We start from the raw sequence: 24,756 nt of genomic DNA, 5'->3' as shown, positions 1-24,756 counted from the left end.
TTTAGGTTGTTGTGTAATATAATGGATGTAAAAGGGAGGCTGAACCGCGGTTTAGAACGACAGTTCTAACCCCACCGAGTAAAGTCGGGGTGTGGGATAATAACCGCGGTCCACGCCAATGTCGAGAGGATCTTCCCCGCCTCGCATGCCTATTTCGGGGTCCAGACCCGTATATTTGGTAAACGTATATAGGTTTTGGGCATTGAGATACACGCGTGCTTTGGTAAGTTTGGCCTTGCTAACCCATGCGGCAGGCAGTTCGTAGCCCACTTGCAGCATTTTTATGCGCAGGTACGAGCCGTCTTCCAGGTAGCGGTCGCTTTGCAATATCGAGTTGTTGCTGTCTGTTCCGCCCATGCGCGGGTAGCGTGCATCGGTCTGTGTGCCTTCGCCATGCCAGCGATTAACCATGTCGCGCGAGAAGTTGTAGCTCAGGTTGCCTGTGGAAAGGCTGTAAGTAGACGGCCCATTGTACAGCTTGTTGCCGTAAACGCCTTGCAGAAGTAGGCTTAAGTCGAAACCTTTATACGATAGGCTGCCGTTGAGCGAGTAAGAGAACTTGGGCAGCGGACTTCCCAAATAGGTGTAGTTCTCTGGTGCCATCAAGTCGTCTTTGTTCACCGTTTTGTAACGAACGTCGCCCGGAGCCACGTTCTTTTGCGCCTTTTGTGCATTCACCTCGTCCCAGTTTTGGAACAGTCCGTCGGTTTTCAGTCCATAGAACTGCGCCATCGGTCTGCCCACGACGGTGCGTGTAAGGTACACCGAGTTCATGAAACGCGCCCCTTCGATGTAGGCATCGGCGCCCAGGTCCAGCACGCGGTTAGAGATGGTGGTGAAGTTTGCCCCCACCGAGTAGCCCAAGGGGTGGTCGAAATTGCGATATAGCAACGATAGCTCCAATCCGCGGTTGCGCATTTTGCCTGCGTTTTGGAATGGCGGTTCGGCAATTCCCACCTGTCCAGGTACGGGAACGCGCAGCAACATGTCGCTCGTAGTCTTGTCGAACACCTCGATTGTACCCGAGAGCTTGCCTCCTAGCACGGCGAAGTCGAGCCCGAGGTTGGCGGTTGTGGATGTTTCCCACTTCAATTCGCTGTTGCCTGTGCTGTTAAAGCTAAACCCAGGCATCAGCTTTCCGCCAAACACATAGTTGGAACCTGCCGAGGCAGACGTGGCATACGAGTAGGAATCAACACTGCCTTCGTTGCCTATCTGTCCCCAACCGGCGCGCAACTTCAAGTTGCTAAACACCTTCTGGTTTTTCATAAAGGGCTCTTCGGTTACGCGCCATCCTGCCGAAACCGATGGGAACACGCCCCAGCGGTGCCCGCGTAAGAACTTAGACGAGCCGTCGAGCCTCATGTTCAGCGTTAAGAGGTAGCGTTCTAGGTAGTTGTAGTTGATGCGCGCCATGCCCGACAGCAGCTTGTGCTGTGTGGTAATGCCCTTGGCGGCAGCCGCTGCATCTTTGTTGCGCGCGTTGTTGATGAACATCACCGAGGGGCCGTTGCTGGGCACGTTCTTCACCGATGCTTGCAGGCTTTTATACGTTACGGCGTAACTCTCGCAACCCAACATGGCTTGCAGGGCATGGTTGCCCAGGTGCGTGTCGTACGTAAGCGTATTGGTAAACTGGCGCATGTAAGTGCTGTATGTAGAGTTGGTTATGCTGTTTTCCTTGGAATTTTGCTGTGCCGCGAATACGTAGTACACGGGCGTATAGTTGGCATATTCGTTGTTTGAGTACTCGGTAGAATAAGTGGACCGCCATTTAAGTCCCTTCAAAGGCGACACTTCTGCGTAGACATTGGCCAATACGCGATAGACAATGTTTTCGGGATTGTTGTACTCGATGGTTGCAACGGGGTTGTGAATGTCGCTGAAAGTAGACTTGGTAAAGCTGCCGTCTTCGTTGCGCACGGGCGTTATCGGGTCGCGGGTGTAGGTGGTCATCATCGGACTTGTCCACTCGTCGTTCTCCAAAGTGCCGTTTTGGCGTGTGCGCACCAGCGTAATGTTTTCGCCGATGGTCAGCCAATTGTTGGCCTTAAACTCGCCATTGGCACGCAGCGTAACACGGTCGAAGGCCGTTTTCTTCATCAATCCGTCTTGCGAAAAGCCGTTCAGGCTGAGGTAATAGTTGGCTTTGTCCGTTCCGCCCTGTACGGATAGGTCGGCGTTCTTCACGGGTGCGTTCTTATGTAGTATGGCATCGAAATAATCAACGGTGGGCAACGAGCGCACGTCTCCAAAAAGCGGCACCTGCCCCAAAGCCGCTTGCATTTCGTTTCGCAGCATTCCCCACGTCGGACCGTCGCAAACGTTGTTCTTACGCCATACGTTTTGTATGCCGTAATAAGCCGAAAGGTTGATGGTGGCCTTGCCTTGCGAGCCGCGTTTGGTGGTTATAATCACCACGCCGTTGGCACCGCGTGCGCCATAGATGGCCGTTGCCGAGGCATCTTTAAGCACTTGCACGCTCTCAATGTCGTTTGTGTTCAGGAAGTTGATGTCGCCCACCATCATTCCGTCTACCACGAAGAGCGGGTCCGAATCGTTCAGCGTGCCAATGCCGCGCACCCTAACGGTAATTCCCGAACCAGGCGCACCCGAAAAACTGGTTACGTCTACGCCGGCCACTTGCCCTTGCAAGGCGTGTGCCAAGGTAGAAGCCGACAGCTTGTTCACCTCTTTCATGTCTACCACCGATATGGCGCCTGTTACGTCTTTCTTCTTTTGCGTTCCGTAGCCCACCACAACCACTTCACCAACGGCGTTAGCCGTTTCGCTCATTGTAACGGTGATGTTTTGTTTGCCTGCTACGTTAACGCTTTGTGGGGCATATCCCACGTACGAAAACAGCAGCATGTTGTCTGTTCGGGCCAATCGCAACGAGAAATTGCCGTTGGCATCGGTGGTGGTTCCGGCTCCGCTGCCTTGTGCCAGCACCGTAACGCCCTGCAAGGCCTCATTGGTGGCAGCATCGACAACCGAACCCACGATTGTTCTTTCGCCCGTTTGTTGTGCCATCAAGCACAGGGGCGGGAGTAGCAGTGCGAGCAGCACCGCGAGATAAAACCCTTTTCCTCTCATAACGGTCATGTTATTAAGTTAAGTTTCCCCGTATCTGGGGGTGAAGTTTGATTACAGGTTGGTTCTAAAAGTCCATTACGGCTGGTTTTAAAACTCGCCTTTGTCATTGCCCTCTGGCCGCTGGTAGGTAACGTTGTTCAATGCGCGCGGCATTTAATTGTTTATGGGTATGCATGTATTGCAGGCTGTTCATGGTTCCCTACAATTGGCCTTGTGGCAGGTTAAGCGGTTGTGCCGGTGGCAACCAACAACGCTTTTACTGATTGTTTACGATGCAAAGATAAGCAAAAAGAAACTAAACGAAAGTATAGATAATGAATTTTGTTTGTCGTTTTAATATTAATTAATAATTAAGGAGCGAAAAGAGGCCTCACCCCCAGCCCTTCTCCAAGAGGAGAGGAGGGTGATGGGCTTTGCGCATTACCCGCTTGTTAACGGGTTGTTTGGCTAACTTGTTCGCTCATCAGCATGTTATAGCCAAACAGAATTGTTTTTGGAAAATTGTTGTTAGGAGATTGCAAGAGCAGGATACACCTCAACGCTTGCCGCTTGATTGTTTTTTGGAAATTGTTGTTAGGAGGTTGCAGGATGCGCATAGCATGGCATCCACATACCCTTACGCAGGGGGAAAGGGATGCCTTGCTTTGCTTACGGCGTGCCTATGGCTTTCCAAATCCAATCCGGGTTTACTATAACTGGCTGATTGGTCAATTCGTGCGTTTGTCAACTCGTTAGCTTGCCTACTCGTTCCACTCGCCAACTTGCCTATTTGTAAACCTGTAAACTCGTCTACTTGTCTACTTGTATGTTCGTCAATTCGTCAACTTATATGTTCGCCAACTCGTTAATCTATTAACTCGTCAACTTGTGTTTTGTAAATTTTTCAGTGCGTTTTTTAACATTATGAGTGCCGTTTTTGCTCGCCAATCGTTAGCCGGGTCGCAAAAAATCGATTCTCGCGGAGGTTTGTTTTGATGCAAAATGGGGGCAGTTGTACATGCAGGCAAAATGAATATTTATTTTAAGGAGCCGCCATTTTCACCCGATTTTGGGCCATTTGATGCTAAATACACTGTGTTTTGGTGCTAAATGCACTGCGTTTTGGTGCTAAATACACTGCGTTTTGGTGCTAAACGCGGTGCGTTTTGGTGCTAAACGCAAGGTAAAATGGTGCAAAATGCAGTGCAATTTGCTGCTAAATGCAGGTCGATGTGCATAGATATCCGCTGAAATAGCATAAACAAAAGCCCTCCGAGCCATTAAAAACAGGGGTAAAAAGGGCGAAATGGGCATCAAAAAGGGGTGTTTTGGGGGCAAAAAGCAGGTATTTTGGCTTGAAAAATTGTGGGCTGACAACCAAAATAGAAAGGCAAAATGGTGCAAAATGCAGGTCTTCTTCTTAAAAAGCGACAAACCAGCAGGTATGAAAGACTAGGAATAATGGCTTTTTGCCTACTTTACAACCTATTTTTTCGCTAGAACAGAGCGAAAATTAGAGCAACTTTGTAAAATATAAAATAACAATTTAAGTTTTTGAGTTGGTGAGATTGCGAGGTTATGGGATTGTGAGCTGACGGGATTGGGTGTTGATGGGCTTGTGTATTTACGGAATTGTGTGTTGATGAGCTGGTGAAATGGTATGGTTATGCGTTGATGTCTTTGGGAGTTGTTGGCTTTTCGTTAGTTTATAAGCCAGTGAGTTGATTTGTCCCACACTTCGTATATGAGAGGAGTGTCCATGTTGTGCAGGCATCACAAAGCAACAACCTACGCTCAATTTATAGAAATATTGAAAGTCAAGACGATTTCATCAACCGTATGCACTTTTCAAAAACAATTTTCTACTTTTACATTGGTTCCATCTAATCATGAATATAATGAGTTATCATCTTATCATATTCTGTTTTAAAGGTATCAACATCTTGTTGAATGCTTGAAAAGAAAGGATTAAGTACTTTTACACCACCTCTTCCCCAATATTGTAATTGGGAATTTAACCATTTCTTCGCATTTTGCCGACCTTGCTCACCAGATGCGGTAATCTGCTTATACTTTATTTCTCGGAAACAAACTTGTTTGGTATATCCTTTTGATACACTTTCCCATAAAGTATCAGAATCAGAGATGTTAAATAGAAATTTAGCTAACAATCTTTCGGGAGACTCATTGCCTGGAAGTAATAGTACATTTTTTGCATTGGCAATTTTCTTTGTATCGGTTTTCTGTTTTCTAACATCTCCGTCCAAAAAAACAATTGAAAATGGATAGCTAAATGCGGGAACACCTTTAGTAACCATTTCAACAAGTATACTACATGGCATTGTGACATCTATGAATTTTAAGCAATTAGCTTTTGTTTTGAGAATAGCTTTAACAAACAATTCTGTTTCTTTATCTTCTACATATACCGTGATTTTATTTTTGTTTTTCTTAGGTGTAATAACTGCTACATTCAGATCTAAAACAATGCCATTAAAATCTACATCACTTTTTATCAGAACATTATCATCAGAGCGTTTCAAGTAAATCATTCTTATCTGGTTGGAAGTTTCTGAGTGCAATTTCACTTCTTTGCACAAATCATCCACAGCTTTCAACAAAGAAATAGAATGTGTTGTGAAGATTATCTGCAGATTCAAGTCTGATGCATATCTCCTTAATACTTTTAGCAACTCTACCTGAGATGCAGGGTACATTGTTGCATCAAGTTCATCAATAGCAAGTATTCCACCTTTATAATCGGATGGAAATTTGTCTTTAAGCCTTCTAAAAGAAAATAAAGCCAATAAAATTTTTGCAAGATTATCTTGCCCGATTGAATTTTGGTTCCAATCATACAATGCAGTACTTACACCCATTGACTGTTTATTGGTAGAAGAAATTCCTGTCGTTGATGTAATTTCTGTATTAGAAATCAAAATTCTATTATGTAGCTCCTTAAATTTTGCTACTTCAGCAGGAGTCAACAATGTATCATCTGTTTTAACAGTATTCTCTTCTGCAAGCGGTACCAATCGTTTCAAACTAAGAAATATTGTAGGGAATTGTTTATATCCATCCCCTTTGTCTCTACTTCCTTTTCGCCAAAAACGCACATTAGGTTCTCCTTTACGCACTATACTTTCAATATCGAACCGCTCACCATCGTCAAAGAACAATGACCACTCATGCTCTTTGGGCTTATCGAATATGGGAGAAAGACGGAATTTTTCACTAAAAGCAGATCGGTAACTACCACCACACAATGGTTTTTCTCCATACATTGGGTTTTCTTTTGGAATGGAAAATGTCTGTGTTATTATACCTAAAAGGGTTGACTTCTGTGTTCCATTCTGGCCTGCAATAGCCGTCAGTTGACTGCCGAGCTCAAACTGTTGTTCCTTAAAACCTCTGAATTTACATATACTTACCTTCTCTATCTTCATCTTTTATACACGTAATGCGTTATTTAATTGTGATATTGATTCGTCATAGTTAAGTATGTCATCAAAGATCAATATTTCATCGCCCACTCTATTTGAAGCACATTGTGATAGTTGGTACAACACTTTCCTGTTTTTCTCGTAGAGTTGCATTATGAACTTTTGATTGTCATAAGATATTATCCACTTCTTGCGCATTGTTTTCACATAATCCGCTAATTTCTTATGGTCATTATCACAAAAAGCATTCATATACAAATCTGAACCTTTTTTGTAATATGGTGGATCCAAATAGACAAAAATATCTTTTTTCATTCTTTCTAATTGTCTCACAAAATCAATTCCATCAAGATTAGAAAGATGAATCCTATGGGAAAAGCGTTGTATATCACGGATACGATTTATCAACTCGATTTTGTTAAAACGAGCATCTATTTTATATTTCCCTCTTTGATTAATCCCCCCAATAATGCCCCCTGAAATGACCCCTGATACATTCGTACGATTCAAAAAGAATGTCGATTTTGCCAATTCTAATATGTCAGCAGTTTTATAGTTAGCTTGTATCCGCCTATAAATGTTCCATTGTTCTACCGTTATGGGAACCTGTTCTATCCACTCGCATAGATAATCGGCCATATTAAGTACAGCGTCCCAGAAAGCATAGATAGAAGGATCTAAGTCGTTTATGTAAATGTCTCCAACATATTCATCCATCATCAATCTTAAGGCAAGACCTGCCCCACCAGCATAGGGTTCAGCATAGTCCGTTCCAACCAAGCCATTCTCCTCAAGGAAAAGGGTCATAAACTTGAAAATACATCCTTTACCACCTGGATAGCGAAGTGGTGACCTATATATACGTCTTTTGCCTTCCATGTGATTCCTTTAACATTGCACCTAATATAATTGAGACGCCCATTGCTTTTTCTGAGGAGATTGAGGATTGATAATTATGCGCACCAGTATGAAATAGTTGAGGGAGAGTCTCTTGCAAAATATTCTGTTCATGCAAGAAGGTCTTTACATCTTTACTTAATTCTTTCTTTGCAAGAGGATAGAACTTTTCTATGTACTCGTCTATAGATTTTTTTCCAGTATATCCACAATCTGCAGCGGCAGTTTCACATAACAGACGTAAACTCATTCTAAATACTGCGTGTATCTTAGGAGAGAAAGCTTTTGTATTGCTATCAACATAATTATAAAGAGACAATATATCACTATACAGATTATTGACATCACCAGATTTCAAGATAAGTTTATCACCAAAGAAGACCTGCTTTGTCTTTTTTGTTATTGGGGTTTTTCTGTGTAATGGTACTGCAGAAACCACAATTTTTGCGACCTCATCATTTTTCGCTGGTGGATTAAAGGAATGAAGAGGTTTCTGTTTGTTACACTCAATAATGTCTTTTGAGCGCTGATCCAATACCAATAAAGGATTACCACGATTAATTCGTGTGGTAATCTGCTTACCTTTTACTTTACAATAAATATCATCCAATATTGTCAAGACTTCTTCATCCGAATGCCGAGTCTTGAGTTTGTCCCCTTCAAATTCAAACCCCATTCTTAGAAGAATATTTTCAGTGAATATTTCTTTGCGTACAAAACCTTGATTAAGTTCAGGGTGGCTTGTTATAAAGCCTCCTGTAGACTCATCGAAACGAAGGAATGCACTTTTATCTTCGCCAAGATACTTTGAGGCAAATAGATCTCGCTCTAATGGCTGCCAAGTATTTCTTAGTTGAACATGCTTACGATATATGCTTTTTAAAGCAATATCTTCAGAACATACATTACATGGCAACATTTCCGGAACGTTTGGCAATATGACGCTTAGCCCTTCACCTTTTACATATCCTAATTTTATTTTAGCCAAAATAACCCTCCGGTTACCATCATACACTATAGGCTTTTTAGCTTTATATACCACAATCGGCAATTCGCTATAATCGTAATAATCCCCCATATCCTTTGCAAGTTTACCCAATTCCCATTTTACATGAGGGTCATTTATCGCTCTACTAACAACATCTTGGTCTTTTGCAGTAGGGTCTATTGGATCACGCGGATTCTCCGTCCACAAGACCAAATCTTTTATGTTTATATGTTCTATTTTCTGACTCATCAACAATTCTTAAGTATTAAAAGAGTTCAAATTATTTGTGCTACATAATTTGTTGCCTTTAGTCTTTATTCATTGAATGATTTACATATCTAAACTTGCAACATCATTACTTGAAGAACAGCACTACAGTTAGTCCCTTTTCGTCAGCATCTATTTCAAGAGATTCTTAACAACAGCCTGGAACATACGAGTAATTCAATAGTTTACACTATGGATGGTTCTATCTTGTTAGTTTCCCATCGAAAGGCGGTCATTTCTGTTACTCCCAACTGTTCTACACGCCAACGATTGATACCTCGCTGCTCATTCAATACTACTCTAAATCCTGTTTGGGCAATCTTACTTTGTCATCTATTATTTCATTAATTGATGATATGTGCAAAGATAAACATATTTTTTTAGACAACGTCACGCTTTGCACCTATTATTTCAATTTAAACAAACTATTTCTCTCCTTCGATTTCAACTTATCCACCGCAGGAAGTATTTTCTCTGTGTGTACTTCAATACGGCATGCTCTTTCTCCGTATTATAAGAAAATGAATTTAATACACCCCTTATCAACCGCTTTAAATTGCTAAGTAAATATGAATTTAACATGCCAAGATGTTTACTTTGTTTCCTGCGACAGCAAATGTCGTTTATATTCTCTCACAAATCGTTCCCTTATATCAACATCTAAGAGATCTGCAATTCTCAGCAAGTTACTAAGATCGGGTTGAGAAGAGTTTGTACACCACTTTGACACTGTGGTTGGATTCACGCCTAGCTGTTCTGCCAACCATTTACTAGTTCGTTTCTTCTCTACGAGGAGAACCTTAAGGCGATTTATATCTTCCATCTCTTTGAGTTTAATGGCGCAAAAATAATGAAAAAGATTCACTTACTATGTAACACTCCGAAGAAAGTTGCACTTTATCACTCTTTTTTGTATTGCTTATGAGCTGATGAACTTATGAACTCACAAACTTGTTAACTCACAGATTCATCAATTGGCAGTCTTGAAAATTTACAAAACATGCCTTGCTCATCGCTCTTTTCTAGCGGAAATAATGGCTAGAAAGCTGTCAGTTTGCTGCAATTTTCAGCCTTGCGGATTTCTTCTTTAGTCCAATTCCAACCCGTTGCCAGAATAAAATCGAATCAATAAATACAGATAAAAGTTGCACATGCCGTTGTTTTTCAACAATTTAGTGACAGTAAACCCATTAAGTTTAAATCATCGCATGTACGCAACTATTCAACAATAACGTCACTCCACTCCACGCCCTCCTTGGTTGGTCTATTTTCCCTAGCTTTCGTCCTATATTGTGGCACATCCTCCTTTTTATTCAACAACTATGATTTAGCTGCGCTTTTATTTGCGTAATCCAAATGTTTTTTGTACCTTTACACTTATGAAAGAGACAGTTACGGACATATCGGCAATGCTTAAAAGCTTGACATCTCAGGTGCAGTCTATGCAAGAGGCCATTGACGCCCAGCACACGGAGATAGCCAGCCTCAACCGTAACATAAACAGGTTGACCAACGAGAACCGCATCTTACGGAAACGCCTTTCCAAATATGAAAGCCCTGACAAGAACTCGAACAACAGCAGCACTCCCCCTTCTAAGGAAAGCATGAAAGACGAGGTGGTGCGTCGCACCAAATCACTGCGTACCCCAAGCGGCCTTAAGCCTGGCGGTCAGCCGGGGCACGAGGCACGCGGCAAGGAGATGGTCGAACATCCCGATGCCATAGAGGAGCGCATGAGTGAATACTGCCGCAACTGCGGGCGGGACCTGTCGTGCGTCGAAGGCGAATTGGACTATGTGAGCCAAGTGGTGGATTTGCCTGCCGTCGCTCCCATAACAACGGAATACCGACATTACAAGAAAACATGCACATGCGGATGCTGCAACAAGGGCTACGCCCCTCGCCGCCGCGGCAGCCAAATAACTTTTGGCAGGAACATCAAGGCGATCGTAACTTACCTCAACGTGGTGCAGTGTGTCCCCTTCGAAAGGTTGGCCTCCCTGATGGACGAGGTGTTCTCCGTCCACATGAGCCAGGGTACGATAGCGAACTTCGTGCAAGAGACGCTGAGGAAGTCGCGGCCGGCCATCCTGTTGCTTGAAAATCTGCTTAAGCAATCGCCAGTTGTCGGTTTTGACGAGTCGGGCTGCTACAACAACAAACGGCAGGATTGGGCCTGGATAGCACAGACGGCGTACATAACGCTCTGTTTCCGCGCCACCGGCCGTTCCTCAAAGGTTCTTGAAGAGAGATTTGGAGACGCGTTGCAACGGATGATTGCCGTAACGGACAGGCACAGTGTTTATTTCGTGCTCGACTTTCTCAACCACCAAGTGTGCCTTGCCCACCTTTTAAGGGAGCTTGAGTACCTGACGGAACTGGATGAAAGTCAACGTTGGTCAAAGGATGTGGCCAACCTGCTTCGTTCCGCCATCCACCAAAGGAACGTGCAACCGGAAGAGACCGTTGAAAAGGAATCTTGGACCGACAGGCTTGACGATTTGCTCAAGGCAAATTTGCTCCACTTGAATGACAAATTTGAAAGGCAGAGGAAAGGACTTGTAAAATGTAGGGACTACATCTTCAACTTCTTAGAAAATCCCATGATACCTCCCGACAACAATGCAAGTGAAAGGGGAATCCGAAAACTCAAAATAAAACAGAAGATATCAGGGACATTCAGGGCAGACAAAGGAGCAGACGCCTTCTTTGCCATACACTCTATTGCCGATACTGCGTGGAAAAATAAACAATCGCAACTGCAAGCCATTAGTACCATCCTTTCATTATAAGGGACTAAAAAAGGAAAGTATGCGAGATTGCTGAATAGTTATTATGGAGAAATCTAAATCAAATGAGCCTAGCGAATTGAAAGATGTGCGAGGGGCTCTTGATATCGTAATGGACAAGAAGGTAAGGGAATATCATGTTAACATAGAAACAAAATACATCGCTGAAGACAGGCGGCTGATTGAATGCTCGTCGGATATGAACGTCACCATCGACTTTCTGCACATTTCCGAAGGTCGCAACATCATGGATGTGCACATAACCAGGCGAGAAAACAATTATGGTTTGACGGACATGCCGGAAGAATACTTGCAACTGATGGACCAAGTGAACGACATACAAGCGCACTTGACACTGGCCATAGACCGCTATGGGCGCATAAAAAGCGTGCTGAAATATGACGAGTTGTACAACAAATGGCAGGACATAAAGAGCCGCATTAACCCAAACTCGAACGGGATGGCGAAGATTATGCACGATGGCGACGAGGTATATGGCATGGGAGCGGCACACTTTGCAAAACAACTGAACAAAGCCACGCTGTATAAGGCCTTGGGGATGGGGCTGTTTTCGTTTGAGAAGGCAACAGGCAATAGAGAATGCTGGGGATGGAGAACAACATCCATCCTGATTCCCACAATGGGCATCGACTTGAATATCATTCGCGATGAGATGGTACATGCCCCTTACGCCCCGACGACCTTACAGGTTTTTAAGAACAAAACTGCCGAATCTAATGCCCACAAGATGGAGGCTAAGTTTCTTAGTTTGTTTCCTTTCTTGAAGAAACAAATGGGAAAATATCGGGTGCAGTTCATGTGTACCGTTACTAGAGATGCCTCGCATGGCTGGCCTGTCTCGATAGAGTGGGACATGTCCGAGTCTGTTTCGCCTGTTTCGGCAGACGTGGTTTGTAAGATAGAACTAGCTTAGAAATAATAAAGGCATGGGTACCAGTAGATTTTTATGCGGTTTGCACCAATGGTAGTAGAAAAGAATGAGATGCAGGAAGAAACAACAAAAAGGGCTGGACGCCCCATCCAGAGAAACCACAAAAACAGACAGGCAAGGTTTATCTATTGTCAATTTAGCGTGCGCAACATAAACGCAACTGATGAAACGGCCTTCAAAATAAATAAGGCAGACTTATAATCATTAAAGCAGAACCACAAACAAAATGGAAATCTATGAAATTAAAGCATAAATTTAAAGTTGGCTCTTCATTCACGTGCTGCGGCATACCCTTCCGAATTATCGTACTCGTAATGCTTATTCCGAGTATGTTGGCATATTATCATACTGCCTTTACGTCGGTAAACCGCAATCTTCCCACTAAGTCTGGTGTGGTAAATTGGGTACACACCACTAACACAGGGTCTGGTTGGAAAACAACCTTTGTATTGGAGGACGACAGTTTGCACGCTTATTCGCAATACTACGAAACGCTTTCAAGGATTTTTCTTTTGTTTCCACCGACATTTAAGGTAGACAGGCGCCACATTCATTTCGGAGACACCATAACCTTTTATCTTTCTCAAAAGCAAGACCAAGACGAAGACAATGCGTTTAATGACGATAGGATTGTTTACACGGAAGGACTAATTATTAATGGCGAAACAATAGCTAGTCCTGTTGTCGTTTCGTTCACGCGTCCTTGTCTTGATACCTTAGGGACAGCGGTTGGAATCCTGTTTTACTTAACAATAGCACTGTTCATTGCAGACTATCGCCGGTGGCATCGGCAGAAAAAGAACGGTGAGAAACTAACTGAGTTTTTCTCTAACAGAAACCGTTTCATCCAATAGAATGGTAGGCAACGCACAGACAAGTTGGGCGGTAGGGAGCTATATGGCATTTATACCGATGCCGACGAAAAGATGAGAAAGAGAAAAGTTAAGATGCCGTCAAGCAAACGAAAGATGAGCAGGAAACGAAGGAAACGGCTTAAAATAGTTGACAAGCGGTGTAACGAACCGACTGGGATTTAAAGAGCAGTGGCGCATATCAAGATGATGGCGATGTCTAAGGCCAAAAGGAAACCGTAAAGCACTCGGCCAGAAAAAGCCGAACTTTTCTTGTATTGATGATTCAACAACAACCAAGAAAGTGCAAATAAGACGGCACTGACCAGATAATACAATGTGTATTGAATGGCCGTGGGATGATGAAGTTCTGCATCTTCCATCCCTACATATTTCTCTGCATCGAACCAGGCCCCTTGCATCACACCTAAGAGTGCAAGAATAAGCAGCGGGCTTATTACGGACAAAACCTTTAACAGTATCTTTTTCATACGCTCCATCCTCGTTTTTGAACATTCTTTTTTCAACCTACATCAGCGACTTCTGCTACACATAACGCACCTGCAAATGTACAACTATTTGGCTACAAGACACCGCTTGCGTATGATAAAAGATGTTTGGTGTTTATAATTTCTGTATTCAGGTTTTCCAACTACAAACGGCTTGCAAGCCATTGCACCATCCCTGTGGAGAAGAAGACGCCTTTGGCGGGGCTGTAACTACGGTGCTGTTGCCGCAAGTGGGGCACAATCTCGCCCGTGGTTAATGTGGGTTAAGCAAAAAAGCAGTCGGGCATTTGGCCCGATAAAAGAGCGACTCGCCTTTGCGAAACCCCAGCGTAACGTGTTACAATCAAACTGATGAAGAAGTCTGTCGTAATGGTATAAACCTAAGTTTCGCACCCCAAAACAAATACATGCCGCATTTTTTTTGTACTTTTGCAGTGCCTTAACCCGATGCAACACAAATACGGAGGGAGGAAACGGGCAAATACACATGATTATATATAGTACAATGGAACAGAAACAATACAAACGAACCACCATCACAGCTGCCTTGCCTTACGCTAACGGCGGCGTGCATATCGGACACTTGGCCGGCGTTTACGTGCCTGCCGACATCTACGCGCGATACATGCGACTGAAAAAGGAGGACGTGGTGTTTATCGGAGGTAGCGACGAACACGGCGTGCCCATCACTATCAGGGCAAGAAAAGAGGGCGTTAGTCCGCAAGACGTGGTGGACAGGTTCCACGCCATGATAAAAAAGAGTTTTGAAGACTTCGGCATTTCGTTCGACATCTACAGCAGAACGACCTCGCCCACACACCATCAGTTGGCAAGCGACTTCTTTAAGAAACTATACGAAGACGGCAAACTGCTGGAAAAAGAAACCGAACAGTATTATGACGAGGAGGCACATCAGTTTCTGGCCGACCGCTATATCATGGGCGAATGCCCCCACTGCCATAACGAGGGGGCGTATGGCGACCAATGCGAGAAGTGCGGACGCGACCTTTCGCCTACCGAACTGCTGCACCCACGCTCTACCATCAGCGGTTCGCAACCTGTGTTGAAGAAAACCAAAAACTGGTATCTGCCGCTAGACCAGTACCAAGACTGGCTGAAAGAATGGATTTTGGAAGGGCATAAGGAATGGCGCCCCAATGTGTATGGACAGTGCAAAAGTTGGTTGGACTTAGACTTGCAACCACGAGCCATGACGCGCGACTTGGATTGGGGCATTCCCGTTCCCATCGAAGGGGCAGAGGGCAAAGTGCTCTACGTGTGGTTTGATGCGCCCATCGGTTACATATCGAACACCAAAGAGCTTTTGCCCGACACGTGGGAGAAGTGGTGGAAAGACCCCGAAACGCGTTTGGTGCACTTCATCGGCAAAGACAACATCGTGTTCCACTGCATCGTGTTCCCCGTGATGCTTAAAGCACACGGCGGCTATATCCTGCCCGAAAACGTTCCTGCGAACGAGTTTCTCAATCTGGAAGACGAAAAGATATCCACTTCGAAGAACTGGGCGGTGTGGCTGCACGAGTACTTGGAGGATTTCCCTGGCAAGCAAGACGTGCTGAGATACGTGCTTACGGCCAACGCTCCCGAAACAAAAGACAACAACTTTACGTGGAAAGACTTCCAAGAACGTAACAACAACGAACTTGTGGCCGTGTATGGCAACTTCGTCAACAGGGCTTTGCAGCTTACAAAGAAGTATTTCGGCGGTCGTGTTCCTGCCTGTGGCGAACTGAACGAGGTGGATAAACAGGCCTTAGACGAGTTTAAAGACGTGAAGGAGAAGGTGGAAGGCTTGCTCGATACGTATAAATTCCGCGATGCACAGAAAGAGGCCATGATGCTGGCACGCATCGGCAACAGGTATATCACCGAGTGCGAGCCGTGGAAAGTGTGGAAGACCGACCCCAAAAGGGTTGAAACCATCCTTTATATCTCGCTGCAATTGGTGGCCAACTTGGCCATCGCCTTCGAACCTTTCTTGCCTTTTAGCAGTGCTAAGTTGCGCAGTATGCTTAATATGGAGGGGGTAGACTGGAATGCACTCGGCAACACTGAGATATTAAAGCCTGGGCATCAGCTGGCCGAACCCGAACTGCTGTTCGAGAAAATAGAGGACGATGCCATCGAGGCGCAACTGAAAAAGCTGGCCGATACCAAAAAGGCTAACGAGGCCGAAACATATAAGGCCAAGGAGATTAAGCCCACGGTGGACTTCGCCGACTTTGAAAAATTAGACCTCAGAGTGGGCCGCATACTTGCCTGCGAGAAGGTGAAGAAGGCTAACAAGCTGCTTAAATTCACGCTCGACGACGGCAGCGGCACGCCGCGCACCATCGTTAGCGGTATCGCTAAGTTCTACGAACCCGAAGAATTGGTGGGTCGCGATGTAGTGTTCATCGCCAACTTGGCTCCCCGACAACTGATGGGCATCGAAAGTCAAGGCATGATTCTCTCTGCCGAGAACTACGACGGCGGGCTGAGCCTGCTGTCGCTGATGAAAGAAGTGAAGGCAGGAAGTCAAGTGGGATAACCAACCTCACCCCACAGCTGACCAACTACCGGCCTCACCCCCAACCCCTCTCCAAGGGGAGAGGGGAGTGATATGTATTGCGGCGGTAAAACTAACGAAGCAGAAATGTCTGTTTATCGACGTTACACCCACAGCAATAGCAAGGCATACTACTCCCCTCTCCCCTTGGAGAGGGGTTGGGGGTGAGGCCAGTTGTTGGGGGCAGTTGTGGGGTAGCTGTCGCTTTGCCTGTGTAGAACATAAACTACTTGTTAATTGAGAATAAATAACCTTTGATTGTTTGGCGGACTTGAAGTTTTTTCATACCTTTCGCCTGCAGAACCAACACATCTGATAGAATGAACACTAACAACAACTATTGCCTGATATTGGCAGGCGGTCGAGGACTTCGCCTGTGGCCTTACAGCCGTTTGTCTTTTCCTAAACAATTCGTCGACTTCTTCGGAGTGGGCAGGAGTCAGCTGCAACAAACCTTCGATAGGTTCGCACAACTGATAGACCCGTCGCACATATTGGTGAGCACAAACGAGACTTACGCAGACATCGTGCGTAATCAGCTGCCCGAACTTCCTCCCGAGAACATTCTTGCAGAACCCATTTACCGAAGTACAGCCCCAAGCGTGGCATGGGCTTCGCACCGCATTCTGCGCCAATGTCCTGAGGCGTGCCTCGTGGTTACGCCCTCCGACCAAGCCATTCAGGGCGAAGAGGCCTTCCAACGCGACATCATTCGCGGGCTAGACTTCGTGTCGAAAAAAGACGGCATGCTTACGTTGGGCGTGAAACCAACGCGTCCCGAACCCGGATACGGCTACATACAAATGGGCAAAGAGGTGGAAAACGATGTGTTCGAAGTGCAGTCGTTCACCGAAAAACCCGACCGCGAGTTTGCTCGCATGTTCATGCAAAGCGGCGAGTTTTATTGGAATACGGGACTTTTCCTACTGAATGTGCAGTTTGCCCGCAACCGTTTCTGCGAGCTGTTGCCCCCTGTTCTTAGGAAATTCGACGCAGACAACCCTAAGTTTAATCCCCACGAAGAGGCGCTTTTCATACGCGAAAACTTCCCACTATACCCCAATCTCTCTATCGAGCACGGCATTTTGGAGTCGTCTAACGATGTGTTTGTGATGCAATGCCACTTTGGATGGGCCGACCTCGGCACGTGGCACGGCATGTACGAGACGATGCAAAAGGGCGAAAACGACAATGTGGTGATTGATAGCGACGTGATTTTGGAGGATAGCAGCAACAATATCATTAAGCTGCCCAAAGGTAAACTGGGCGTAATAAACGGGCTAGAAGGCTTTATCGTGGTGGAGAAAGATAATGTTTTGCTTATCTGTAAGAAGGAGGATTCATCGGCCAAGGTACGCAAATACGTTAACGAAGTGATGCTGAAAAAGGGCGAAGGTTTTGTGTAACGGCATCTTGGGGATGCGCCAACCTCTTTATATCTGGGCTGCCTGCTTTCGCAGCACGTGCGTAAAAGGTTTCTTTGAAACAATGTCTTTTAAGATTCTCTTTGCCCACCATATCTGCGATATAGGCCACAGCCCCACATGTATAAAGGGCATTTGAGATGGGGTTTACCGCACCACATCTGCGCCGCCAGCTATCGCAACACATGCGTAAAGGTTTCCTTGAGACTGCATTTGCTGTAATATATCTGCGCCGCCAGCTGCAACATCACTTGCATATATACCTCTTAGAAACAGTGCCTGCCTCATCATATCCCCGGCAATCACCCTATTCTCTCGCTATCACAAACAAGCAAACAAAAGTAAACGCCGCAAGTTTTTCGCCAATTCCTTTGCTCATTCAAAAAATATACGTACCTTTGCACACGCTAAGCCCAGATGGCGGAATCGGTAGACGCGCTGGTCTCAAACACCAGTGGAGCAATCCATCCCGGTTCGACCCCGGGTCTGGGTACTATAAATCCCTTGTAAGTCTTTGATTTACAAGGGATTTTTCTTTTTCAACATGTACTAAAAGTGTACTTTCTAACAAAACTATTGAAAAGGTGTACTTTTATAGTTTATCGCCACTTAGATTTATATTTAATTAACGACAACTCTTCCCTTTTATTCTGTTTGTTTCCCTTTCTTGGCTTTTTCTCCAATGAATACCTTATCTTTGTAAACAGTACCCATCATAGAAAATTGCAAAATGGGAAATGACAATCTAAAGATACAGCTTGACAGTATTCAACGAATATTAAGCTATTGCATTACTCAGACCTACAATGTGCTCATTGGAAATATTCTGAGGAAGAAAGGTTGCATCAACAATATACAGTTCAAAGAGATTTTGCAAAAAGAATATATCCGAATAACCGATAAACTATCTTCCATTTATCTGAATCATCCTGCTCTTGCATGTGTAGAGGAATATTACAACGATGATGACTTTTTGTGGGAAAGCTCCTTCTTTGAATCACTGACCAAAGAACAAAAACAGAAATATGCCTCATTCTCTGTATCTTCGTTTGAATATGCGAAATACATTGAGACACACACCTTATATAATGATGTCCTGCCGATGTTCTCGTATCTTGTTGATGCAATTCTATATGAACGATACGCAAAATATCTCATGGCAGAAATAGAACGAATTGAATTGACAGAGGTACAAACTGATCGGTCTCGCTCTTCTGTCTTGGTAAACGATGAACCATGTGAGCAGAAAAAGAAATCTGTCATCGTTGGTAAAGGAACAAATCCATTTCAATCTGATTTTACAGACGAGCAAATTGAGATTCTTACCGCTTGCATCAACGAAATTCAATTATTCACTACTTGTATCTCCACCAAGATACTTAAAGATTTCTTTGCTTGTAAGTAAAAGGTGTTCTGAAATCAAACAATAACCGCCAGCTGGCATATATCATGCAAAGTCTTAATCTTCGAGGGTTCATTACTGATGAATGGCAATCTGCGATTGCTCGTAATGAACTTGTCTTGGGGAAAACAAAAGATACGCCACTGACACGCACCGACCTTTCCACCGCAACAGACCAAATCAATATGAAGCAACCGAAAGGATGGGAAACCATTGATAACTACATCAAACAACTGAAAAAAGGTTGAGCATAGGTTGATACCTCAAACATTGCTCAACGTCATTTACTTTTATCGTTTCTAATTTTGCCCTCGTTAACAAATAATTAACGAAGGTGCACCTTCATATTGTTTAATTTAAAATGTTTTCAATATGAACAAGACATTAGAAACTCGAGTTGAAGAACTCGAACAAATGGTATTCATGAATAAGAACGTGCTGAGTTTTGAAGAAGCCAGCAGGTTCTTAAACCTCTCAAAGAGTTATCTCTACAAACTCACATCGGGAAATCTGATACCTCATTACAAGCCACAAGGTAAAATGCTTTATTTTGAGAAGGCAGAACTTGAAGCGTGGCTACGGCAGAATCCTATTAAGACCACTGCACAGATAAATCAAGAGGCTCAGAGGTATATCATGGGCAACAAACCCTTAATGCAGAAATAGCTTATGGCACAGGAAGAATTTATCCGTGTTGGCACGACTTTATACAAGATAGTGAACCAACCACGCATCAATGGCGGTTTTGTCAAGAAGCGTATAGTGTGGAACAATGAAACACTACGGCAGGACTATGGAAAGGATTTCATTGCCACTGTCCCGAAGTACGATGGTTTCTGCACAGTCCCTAATCATGTGGATTATCAGCCTGTGGTTGATAAGTTCCTCAATCTCTACGAGCCGATAGGACACCAACCAAAAGAAGGAGATTTCCCGCACGTTGAATCCCTGATAAGGCACATCTTCGAGGAACAATACGAGTTGGGTATGGACTACTTGCAGTTGCTCTATCTCCAGCCTGTGCAGAAGCTCCCCATCCTCCTGATGGTGTCAGAAGAACGCAATACAGGCAAGAGCACGTTCCTTAATTTTCTCAAAGCCGTTTTTCAGAACAATGTAACTTTCAACACCAACGAGGATTTTCGCAGCCAATTCAATGTTGATTGGACTGGCAAATTGCTTATTGTGGTAGATGAAGTTTTGCTCAACCGCAGGGAGGATAGTGAACGGTTGAAAAATCTCAGTACAACACTTTCCTATAAAGTGGAAGCAAAAGGCAAAGACCGAGATGAGATCTCCTTCTTTGCCAAGTTCGTGCTGTGTTCCAATAACGAGTTACTCCCCGTCATCATTGACGTGGGAGAAACCCGATATTGGGTAAGGAAGATAGAGCGTCTTAAAAGCGATGACACCGACTTTCTGCAAAAGCTGAAAGCCGAAATTCCAGCCTTTCTCTATTTTCTGCAGCACCGAACATTATCCACCCACAAGGAAAGCCGTATGTGGTTTGCACCCCAGCTGACCTTTACGCCAGCCTTGCAGCGCATTATCCGCAGCAACCGCAATAAGATTGAGTTGGAAATGTCCGAACTCTGTTTGGAGATAATGGAGCAGATGGCTGTTACCGAACTTTCATTCTGTATCAATGATATGGTGTGCTTGCTGAACAACACAGGATGCAAGGCTGACAAAAGTCAAGTCCGCAGGATTGTGCAAGATATTTGGAAACTCACTCCTGCATCCAACACGCTGACATATCTGACTTATCAGATGGATTACAACAGTTTGCGAAATTATTCACCCATCAAGCGGACAGGCAGGTACTATACCCTAACCAAAGAACAGCTCACAAACATTTAATCATTATTTTGATGAAATGATGAAAAGTATATATAACAGATTGATTGGCAATGCCTATTTGATTCATCTTTCCACTCATCAGTATGAAAGAATGATGAAAGGAAAAGACGATACTGGCCAAAAGAGAAATACATATTTTTCTTTTGGTAAGTCCGGTGATGAAACCATGATGAGCAAGTAATTTATTTGTTATGAAAGGATTATGTGCATTTTCATCAAATCATCAATTTTTCAAACCATCCAACTTCGTTGTAATATGAACATACAAGAAATTAAAACGATAAAGTTGCAGGATTTTCTTGCAAGTCTGGGATATACTCCCACTAAGCAACAAGGCAACAAGCTGTGGTATCTTTCTCCCTTTCGTCAGGAGAGCCATGCTTCATTCAAGGTAAACACCGAGCGTAACCAATGGTACGACTTCGGTATTGGCAAGGGTGGAAACATCATAGATTTGGCAGAGCAACTCTACAAATCCTCAGATGTGTCGTATCTCATTCGTAAGATAGCGAGTGATACTCCACATTGTATGCCAATATCTTCTGCTTCATTTGCAGATATTAAGGCAGGACAGCGAACAAACTATTTTGAGAATTTGCAGGTACATCCTTTGGCACATCCTGCATTGATAAGGTATCTCAATGACAGATGTATTGACATAGAGGTTGTAACCTCTGTATGTAAAGAACTGCATTACGACTCCAATGGCAAACACTATTTCGGTATAGGCTTCCCCAATATAGCAGGTGGCTATGAATTACGTAATCCATTCTTCAAAGGCTGTATTGCACCGAAAGACATCAGCCATTTCTATGCCGATGAGCCAAAGAAAGCATGTTTTCTTTTCGAGGGTTTCATGGACTTCCTGTCATTCATGACGCTGAAAAGGAAAGAAAATCCGCAGGATACAGAACTACGGCAACAGGATTGTATGGTACTCAATTCTGTAACGAATATTCATAAGGCGATAGAGAGATTATCACGCTATGACAGCATTCAATGTTTCTTGGACAATGACGATGCAGGAAGAAATGCCTACCTGCAATTATCAATGGAATTAAGAAATTCTGTTGCGGATGCTTCAATTTTATACAATGGTTTCAAGGACTTAAACGAGTATCTGTGTGCTGAATTCAGGCATTCAGAGATAGCAGAAATCAAGAAATCCAAAGGGATTAAGTTATGATTATAGGAATATGTTCTGTATAAGCTGTTTTTCGGGGAGCAAGTTTATGTTTTGGGCATACCAAAACCACTTGCTCCACCTCCTGACAGTCGTTGCAGAGGATTATCCCGCTGTTCTCCATCAAATCAAATTAAAGAAACAAGTATGGCAAAAATAGAATATAAAAAAGGTGGTCGTCCAACTAAGGGCGTAGCCGAAAAGAAGAAATACCGTATCACGGTGAAACTGAATACGCAGGATTACTATACGCTCAAAGGCAAAGCCAAAAGCGCAGGAGTAACCATGAGTGAGTTTGTAAGAAAAGTTCTTGATAAAGGAAATGTCATTGAACGACTGACCGTAGAGCAAGCAGACTTCATCCGCAAGCTGTGTGGAATGGCAAATAATCTCAACCAGTTGGTACATCGTGCCAATGCGGAAGGGGTTCATGCCGTTGTCCCTTTCCATAAAACCATCATTGGCAAGATAGATGAAATATTAAATCTGATACGAAGATGATAGCCAAGATAATAAAAGGTTCAGGCTTCAAGGGTGTCATCAATTACATCCTTGACCCGAAGAAAGGAACGGAACTTATAGACAGTTCCGGAGTGAGAACAGACGGCATCAGCCATATTGTCCAAAGTTTTATTGCCCAAACGGAATTGAATCCAAGGGTAAGTAAGGTTGTCGGACATATCTCCCTAAGTTTCTCCGCACAGGATTCTTCCAAACTCAGCAATGAATGGATGGTGCAGATCGCTCGTGAGTATATGGAGAAGATGGGGATAAAAGATACGCAATACATCATTGGGCGCCACTTTGACAAAGAGCACCCTCATGTGCATATAGCTTTCAACCGAATAGATAATAACGGCAAGACTATCTCTGACCGTAATGACAGATTCAGAAGTGAGAAGATTTGCAAGGAACTGACCACCAAATATGGTTTATACTTTGCCGATGGCAAGGAGAAAGTCAAGGAACATCGCTTGAAAGAACCTGATAAGACCAAGTATGAAATCTATCAGACGTTGAAAACTGAAATTACTCGGTGCAGGGAATGGAAAGACCTTCTTACTCATTTGAAAAAACAAGATATTGATGTCCGCTTCAAGTACAAAAGCAACTCACAGGAGGTGCAGGGCATCATCTTTGAAAAGAACGGTTATCATTTCAATGGCTCTAAAGTGGATAGGAGTTTCAGTTATTCCAAGATAGACTCTGTCCTGCAACAGAAAAACAGGGAACAAGAACAGCAGACACAAGGAATGATAAACCTTATATCCAATGTTGCAAGTGTTACGAGCGAAATTACCAACAACCTCATAGAAGGAGGATTGGATTTGTTTCAAACTCATGGTACTGTCCCTGCGGAGATTTACAACACACTCGATAAAAAGAAGAAAAAGAAAAAACGTAAAATACATTTATAACTATGGCAGATAATAATACATTCGTCCTCTTTGAGGAAATAAAAAACAAGCTGGAGACAATTTACAGGGAACTAAAGGAGCTGAAAGAGAAAGGAAACAGTCCTGTTTCTTTCCATGTCCCTTCCACAACCGTACAAAGTGACGAACAACGAGAACAGGAATTGCTCAATCAGTATGAGCAGCGGACAAAAGAAGTGATTAACAAGTATATTGGTGTGCAAGTGCGCATCAAAGACGAGGAGGCTAAATCCATGGACAAATTGGTGGCAAGCGTCTTGACCATGTTGCACGAGTGGCAGGAGACGAAAGAGCATCCAATACCGCAGGAATATATTCACAGGCACAGTTTTGACCTCAAGTCATCGAAAGTCTTTACTTATATGGTAGCAGTATCTGTCCTTTGTTTTGTTTCTTTGGTCGGCAATTACTTCTTATGGCAAAGTAAACGGCAATACAAGGACGATACCTTGAAATTCCGTATCATCAGAGTATGGAGAGGATGTAGCCCAAAGGAAATCCTGTGGCTCAACGATGTGTTTGACATTCATCGCAATGAAAAGATTATCAAACTAATCAAGGAAAAAGCAGATGATTACGACATGGAATTGAAGCAAAAGGCGGATAGTTTGATGCAGAAGAAATTGAAATAGCCCTATACAAAACAAGTCCAACCAAACAAAGTTCTTGGTTGGGCTTGTTTTGCAGCATCTTAGTCTATGATTTCCCAAAATCCATTTTTATCCGAGCCAACTCTGCGGAGGTATTTATCACGCATAAATTTAATGTTACGCATAATCGTGCTTGCATTCAGACTTGTAATAGCAGCCATTTCTTCCTTTGTAATATAAGGATTTTCAGCCATTAATCGCAAAATGGAAATACGATTGGCTGTAAGTTTTTTTCCTCTTACAGTTGCTTTTTCAATTAGCCTCTTAATAAGGTTCTCACTATTTACAGTTGCATTTTTGGCAATTACAGTTGCATTTACAGTTCTTTTTGAAGAATTTGCAGTTGTTGGCTTTCTGCTTGAGATGCAACCTTCGGTATTGTAATTTTCAAAATAAAATCATCAAGATGGAAAGATAAATGTGGTGTACCTTTAGCTTACAGTTCTCTGTATATTATTATT

General features: G+C 43.6%; 21 protein-coding genes, 1 tRNA gene and 1 pseudogene. 16 read left to right on the top strand and 7 right to left on the bottom strand.

Translation table 11 applies throughout. From position 1 onward, the window contains the following. Positions 1 to 51: 51 nt before the first annotated feature. Entirely contained in the window at positions 52 to 3,096 is a 3,045-nt protein-coding gene (locus tag BN93_RS09785) for a SusC/RagA family TonB-linked outer membrane protein (RefSeq protein ID WP_232211158.1), read from the bottom strand. Between the two features lie 1,285 nt (positions 3,097 to 4,381). Here BN93_RS09785 and BN93_RS17625 point away from each other — a divergent pair. Next, positions 4,382 to 4,531, top strand: coding sequence for a hypothetical protein (locus BN93_RS17625; protein WP_019188152.1), 150 nt, complete (start codon positions 4,382 to 4,384; stop codon positions 4,529 to 4,531). A 427-nt stretch (positions 4,532 to 4,958) separates the two neighbouring features. On the opposite strand, the gene BN93_RS09780 is transcribed toward BN93_RS17625, so the two are convergent. From BN93_RS09780 to BN93_RS09765, 4 genes are all read right to left on the bottom strand, one after another. Beyond that, positions 4,959 to 6,521: an AAA family ATPase gene (locus tag BN93_RS09780; protein WP_019188151.1), complete on the bottom strand. Its 1,563-nt coding sequence runs from the start codon at positions 6,519 to 6,521 to the stop codon at positions 4,959 to 4,961. Between the two features lie 3 nt (positions 6,522 to 6,524). Continuing rightward, on the bottom strand, positions 6,525 to 7,397 hold the full coding sequence (locus tag BN93_RS09775) for a DNA adenine methylase (protein ID WP_044260367.1): 873 nt from the start codon (positions 7,395 to 7,397) through the stop codon (positions 6,525 to 6,527). Then, positions 7,372 to 8,652: a hypothetical protein gene (locus BN93_RS09770; protein WP_019188149.1), complete on the bottom strand. Its 1,281-nt coding sequence runs from the start codon at positions 8,650 to 8,652 to the stop codon at positions 7,372 to 7,374. Before BN93_RS09770 ends, BN93_RS09775 begins: the two co-directional genes overlap by 26 nt. A gap of 610 nt (positions 8,653 to 9,262) precedes the next feature. Next, positions 9,263 to 9,493: a helix-turn-helix transcriptional regulator gene (locus BN93_RS09765; protein ID WP_019188148.1), complete on the bottom strand. Its 231-nt coding sequence runs from the start codon at positions 9,491 to 9,493 to the stop codon at positions 9,263 to 9,265. Positions 9,494 to 10,049: 556 nt separating this feature from the next. Here BN93_RS09765 and tnpC point away from each other — a divergent pair. From tnpC to BN93_RS09750, 3 genes are all read left to right on the top strand, one after another. Then, positions 10,050 to 11,462, top strand: coding sequence for an IS66 family transposase (gene tnpC / locus BN93_RS09760; RefSeq protein ID WP_019188147.1), 1,413 nt, complete (start codon positions 10,050 to 10,052; stop codon positions 11,460 to 11,462). Between the two features lie 109 nt (positions 11,463 to 11,571). After that, a complete protein-coding gene (locus tag BN93_RS09755) occupies positions 11,572 to 12,393 on the top strand; it encodes a hypothetical protein (protein WP_019188146.1) in 822 nt (273 codons plus the stop codon). A 254-nt stretch (positions 12,394 to 12,647) separates the two neighbouring features. After that, the gene (locus BN93_RS09750; protein ID WP_044260364.1) at positions 12,648 to 13,265 is read left to right on the top strand and encodes a hypothetical protein; all 618 of its coding nucleotides are present in this window, start codon (positions 12,648 to 12,650) and stop codon (positions 13,263 to 13,265) included. A gap of 179 nt (positions 13,266 to 13,444) precedes the next feature. Here the strand turns inward: BN93_RS09750 and BN93_RS09745 are convergent, their stop codons facing one another. After that, complete coding sequence (locus BN93_RS09745) at positions 13,445 to 13,753, bottom strand: hypothetical protein (protein WP_232211157.1); 309 nt, start codon at positions 13,751 to 13,753, stop codon at positions 13,445 to 13,447. 523 nt (positions 13,754 to 14,276) lie between these two features. Here BN93_RS09745 and metG point away from each other — a divergent pair. The 11 genes and pseudogenes from metG (at position 14,277) to BN93_RS09695 (ending at position 24,277) form a co-directional block, all read left to right on the top strand. After that, a complete protein-coding gene (gene metG / locus BN93_RS09740) occupies positions 14,277 to 16,322 on the top strand; it encodes a methionine--tRNA ligase (protein ID WP_019188142.1) in 2,046 nt (681 codons plus the stop codon). A 338-nt stretch (positions 16,323 to 16,660) separates the two neighbouring features. Beyond that, positions 16,661 to 17,746 carry a mannose-1-phosphate guanylyltransferase gene (locus BN93_RS09735; RefSeq protein ID WP_009231123.1) on the top strand — a complete coding sequence of 362 codons (1,086 nt, stop codon included), beginning with the start codon at positions 16,661 to 16,663 and terminating at the stop codon, positions 17,744 to 17,746. A 429-nt stretch (positions 17,747 to 18,175) separates the two neighbouring features. After that, positions 18,176 to 18,257: transfer RNA gene (locus BN93_RS09730), tRNA-Leu, on the top strand. A gap of 237 nt (positions 18,258 to 18,494) precedes the next feature. Continuing rightward, positions 18,495 to 19,414: pseudogene (locus BN93_RS09725) on the top strand (hypothetical protein). A gap of 124 nt (positions 19,415 to 19,538) precedes the next feature. Continuing rightward, a complete protein-coding gene (locus BN93_RS09720; protein WP_004354446.1) occupies positions 19,539 to 19,832 on the top strand; it encodes a helix-turn-helix domain-containing protein in 294 nt (97 codons plus the stop codon). A gap of 3 nt (positions 19,833 to 19,835) precedes the next feature. Next, entirely contained in the window at positions 19,836 to 21,026 is a 1,191-nt protein-coding gene (locus BN93_RS09715) for a primase-helicase family protein (RefSeq protein ID WP_019188140.1), read from the top strand. Positions 21,027 to 21,042: 16 nt separating this feature from the next. Continuing rightward, positions 21,043 to 21,207, top strand: a complete 165-nt coding sequence (locus BN93_RS18625; RefSeq protein WP_019188139.1) for a hypothetical protein — start codon at positions 21,043 to 21,045, stop codon at positions 21,205 to 21,207. Positions 21,208 to 21,282: 75 nt separating this feature from the next. Then, entirely contained in the window at positions 21,283 to 22,212 is a 930-nt protein-coding gene (locus BN93_RS09710) for a toprim domain-containing protein (RefSeq protein WP_019188138.1), read from the top strand. A gap of 144 nt (positions 22,213 to 22,356) precedes the next feature. Then, positions 22,357 to 22,710 carry a plasmid mobilization protein gene (locus tag BN93_RS09705; RefSeq protein ID WP_019188137.1) on the top strand — a complete coding sequence of 118 codons (354 nt, stop codon included), beginning with the start codon at positions 22,357 to 22,359 and terminating at the stop codon, positions 22,708 to 22,710. Beyond that, a complete protein-coding gene (locus BN93_RS09700; protein WP_019188136.1) occupies positions 22,707 to 23,627 on the top strand; it encodes a relaxase/mobilization nuclease domain-containing protein in 921 nt (306 codons plus the stop codon). Before BN93_RS09705 ends, BN93_RS09700 begins: the two co-directional genes overlap by 4 nt. Before the next feature lie 2 nt (positions 23,628 to 23,629). Further along, the gene (locus tag BN93_RS09695) at positions 23,630 to 24,277 is read left to right on the top strand and encodes a hypothetical protein (protein WP_019188135.1); all 648 of its coding nucleotides are present in this window, start codon (positions 23,630 to 23,632) and stop codon (positions 24,275 to 24,277) included. 59 nt (positions 24,278 to 24,336) lie between these two features. On the opposite strand, the gene BN93_RS17620 is transcribed toward BN93_RS09695, so the two are convergent. Beyond that, complete coding sequence (locus tag BN93_RS17620) at positions 24,337 to 24,489, bottom strand: hypothetical protein (protein ID WP_019188134.1); 153 nt, start codon at positions 24,487 to 24,489, stop codon at positions 24,337 to 24,339. A gap of 10 nt (positions 24,490 to 24,499) precedes the next feature. Between BN93_RS17620 and BN93_RS17615 the strand changes: the two genes are divergently transcribed. After that, a complete protein-coding gene (locus BN93_RS17615; protein WP_019188133.1) occupies positions 24,500 to 24,679 on the top strand; it encodes a hypothetical protein in 180 nt (59 codons plus the stop codon). Positions 24,680 to 24,756: the final 77 nt, after the last annotated feature.

It is taken from the genome of Prevotella conceptionensis 9403948 (genome assembly GCF_000312305.1).
GTDB classification, from domain to species: domain Bacteria; phylum Bacteroidota; class Bacteroidia; order Bacteroidales; family Bacteroidaceae; genus Prevotella; species Prevotella conceptionensis.
The sequence above is the reverse complement of the archived record's forward strand: the minus strand, read 5'-3'. Positions and strand labels throughout refer to the sequence as shown.

Bases quoted from the DNA above. Each gene is read 5' to 3' on its own strand.
- BN93_RS09785 (WP_232211158.1), bottom strand. From the start codon at position 3,096: ATGAGAGGAAAAGGGTTTTATCTCGCGGTGCTGCTCGCACTGCTACTC.
- BN93_RS17625 (WP_019188152.1), top strand. From the start codon at position 4,382: ATGGGCATCAAAAAGGGGTGTTTTGGGGGCAAAAAGCAGGTATTTTGG.
- BN93_RS09780 (WP_019188151.1), bottom strand. From the start codon at position 6,521: ATGAAGATAGAGAAGGTAAGTATATGTAAATTCAGAGGTTTTAAGGAA.
- BN93_RS09775 (WP_044260367.1), bottom strand. From the start codon at position 7,397: ATGGAAGGCAAAAGACGTATATATAGGTCACCACTTCGCTATCCAGGT.
- BN93_RS09770 (WP_019188149.1), bottom strand. From the start codon at position 8,652: ATGAGTCAGAAAATAGAACATATAAACATAAAAGATTTGGTCTTGTGG.
- BN93_RS09765 (WP_019188148.1), bottom strand. From the start codon at position 9,493: ATGGAAGATATAAATCGCCTTAAGGTTCTCCTCGTAGAGAAGAAACGA.
- tnpC (WP_019188147.1), top strand. From the start codon at position 10,050: ATGAAAGAGACAGTTACGGACATATCGGCAATGCTTAAAAGCTTGACA.
- BN93_RS09755 (WP_019188146.1), top strand. From the start codon at position 11,572: ATGGACAAGAAGGTAAGGGAATATCATGTTAACATAGAAACAAAATAC.
- BN93_RS09750 (WP_044260364.1), top strand. From the start codon at position 12,648: ATGAAATTAAAGCATAAATTTAAAGTTGGCTCTTCATTCACGTGCTGC.
- BN93_RS09745 (WP_232211157.1), bottom strand. From the start codon at position 13,753: ATGAAAAAGATACTGTTAAAGGTTTTGTCCGTAATAAGCCCGCTGCTT.
- metG (WP_019188142.1), top strand. From the start codon at position 14,277: ATGGAACAGAAACAATACAAACGAACCACCATCACAGCTGCCTTGCCT.
- BN93_RS09735 (WP_009231123.1), top strand. From the start codon at position 16,661: ATGAACACTAACAACAACTATTGCCTGATATTGGCAGGCGGTCGAGGA.
- BN93_RS09720 (WP_004354446.1), top strand. From the start codon at position 19,539: ATGAACAAGACATTAGAAACTCGAGTTGAAGAACTCGAACAAATGGTA.
- BN93_RS09715 (WP_019188140.1), top strand. From the start codon at position 19,836: ATGGCACAGGAAGAATTTATCCGTGTTGGCACGACTTTATACAAGATA.
- BN93_RS18625 (WP_019188139.1), top strand. From the start codon at position 21,043: ATGATGAAAAGTATATATAACAGATTGATTGGCAATGCCTATTTGATT.
- BN93_RS09710 (WP_019188138.1), top strand. From the start codon at position 21,283: ATGAACATACAAGAAATTAAAACGATAAAGTTGCAGGATTTTCTTGCA.
- BN93_RS09705 (WP_019188137.1), top strand. From the start codon at position 22,357: ATGGCAAAAATAGAATATAAAAAAGGTGGTCGTCCAACTAAGGGCGTA.
- BN93_RS09700 (WP_019188136.1), top strand. From the start codon at position 22,707: ATGATAGCCAAGATAATAAAAGGTTCAGGCTTCAAGGGTGTCATCAAT.
- BN93_RS09695 (WP_019188135.1), top strand. From the start codon at position 23,630: ATGGCAGATAATAATACATTCGTCCTCTTTGAGGAAATAAAAAACAAG.
- BN93_RS17620 (WP_019188134.1), bottom strand. From the start codon at position 24,489: ATGGCTGAAAATCCTTATATTACAAAGGAAGAAATGGCTGCTATTACA.
- BN93_RS17615 (WP_019188133.1), top strand. From the start codon at position 24,500: ATGGAAATACGATTGGCTGTAAGTTTTTTTCCTCTTACAGTTGCTTTT.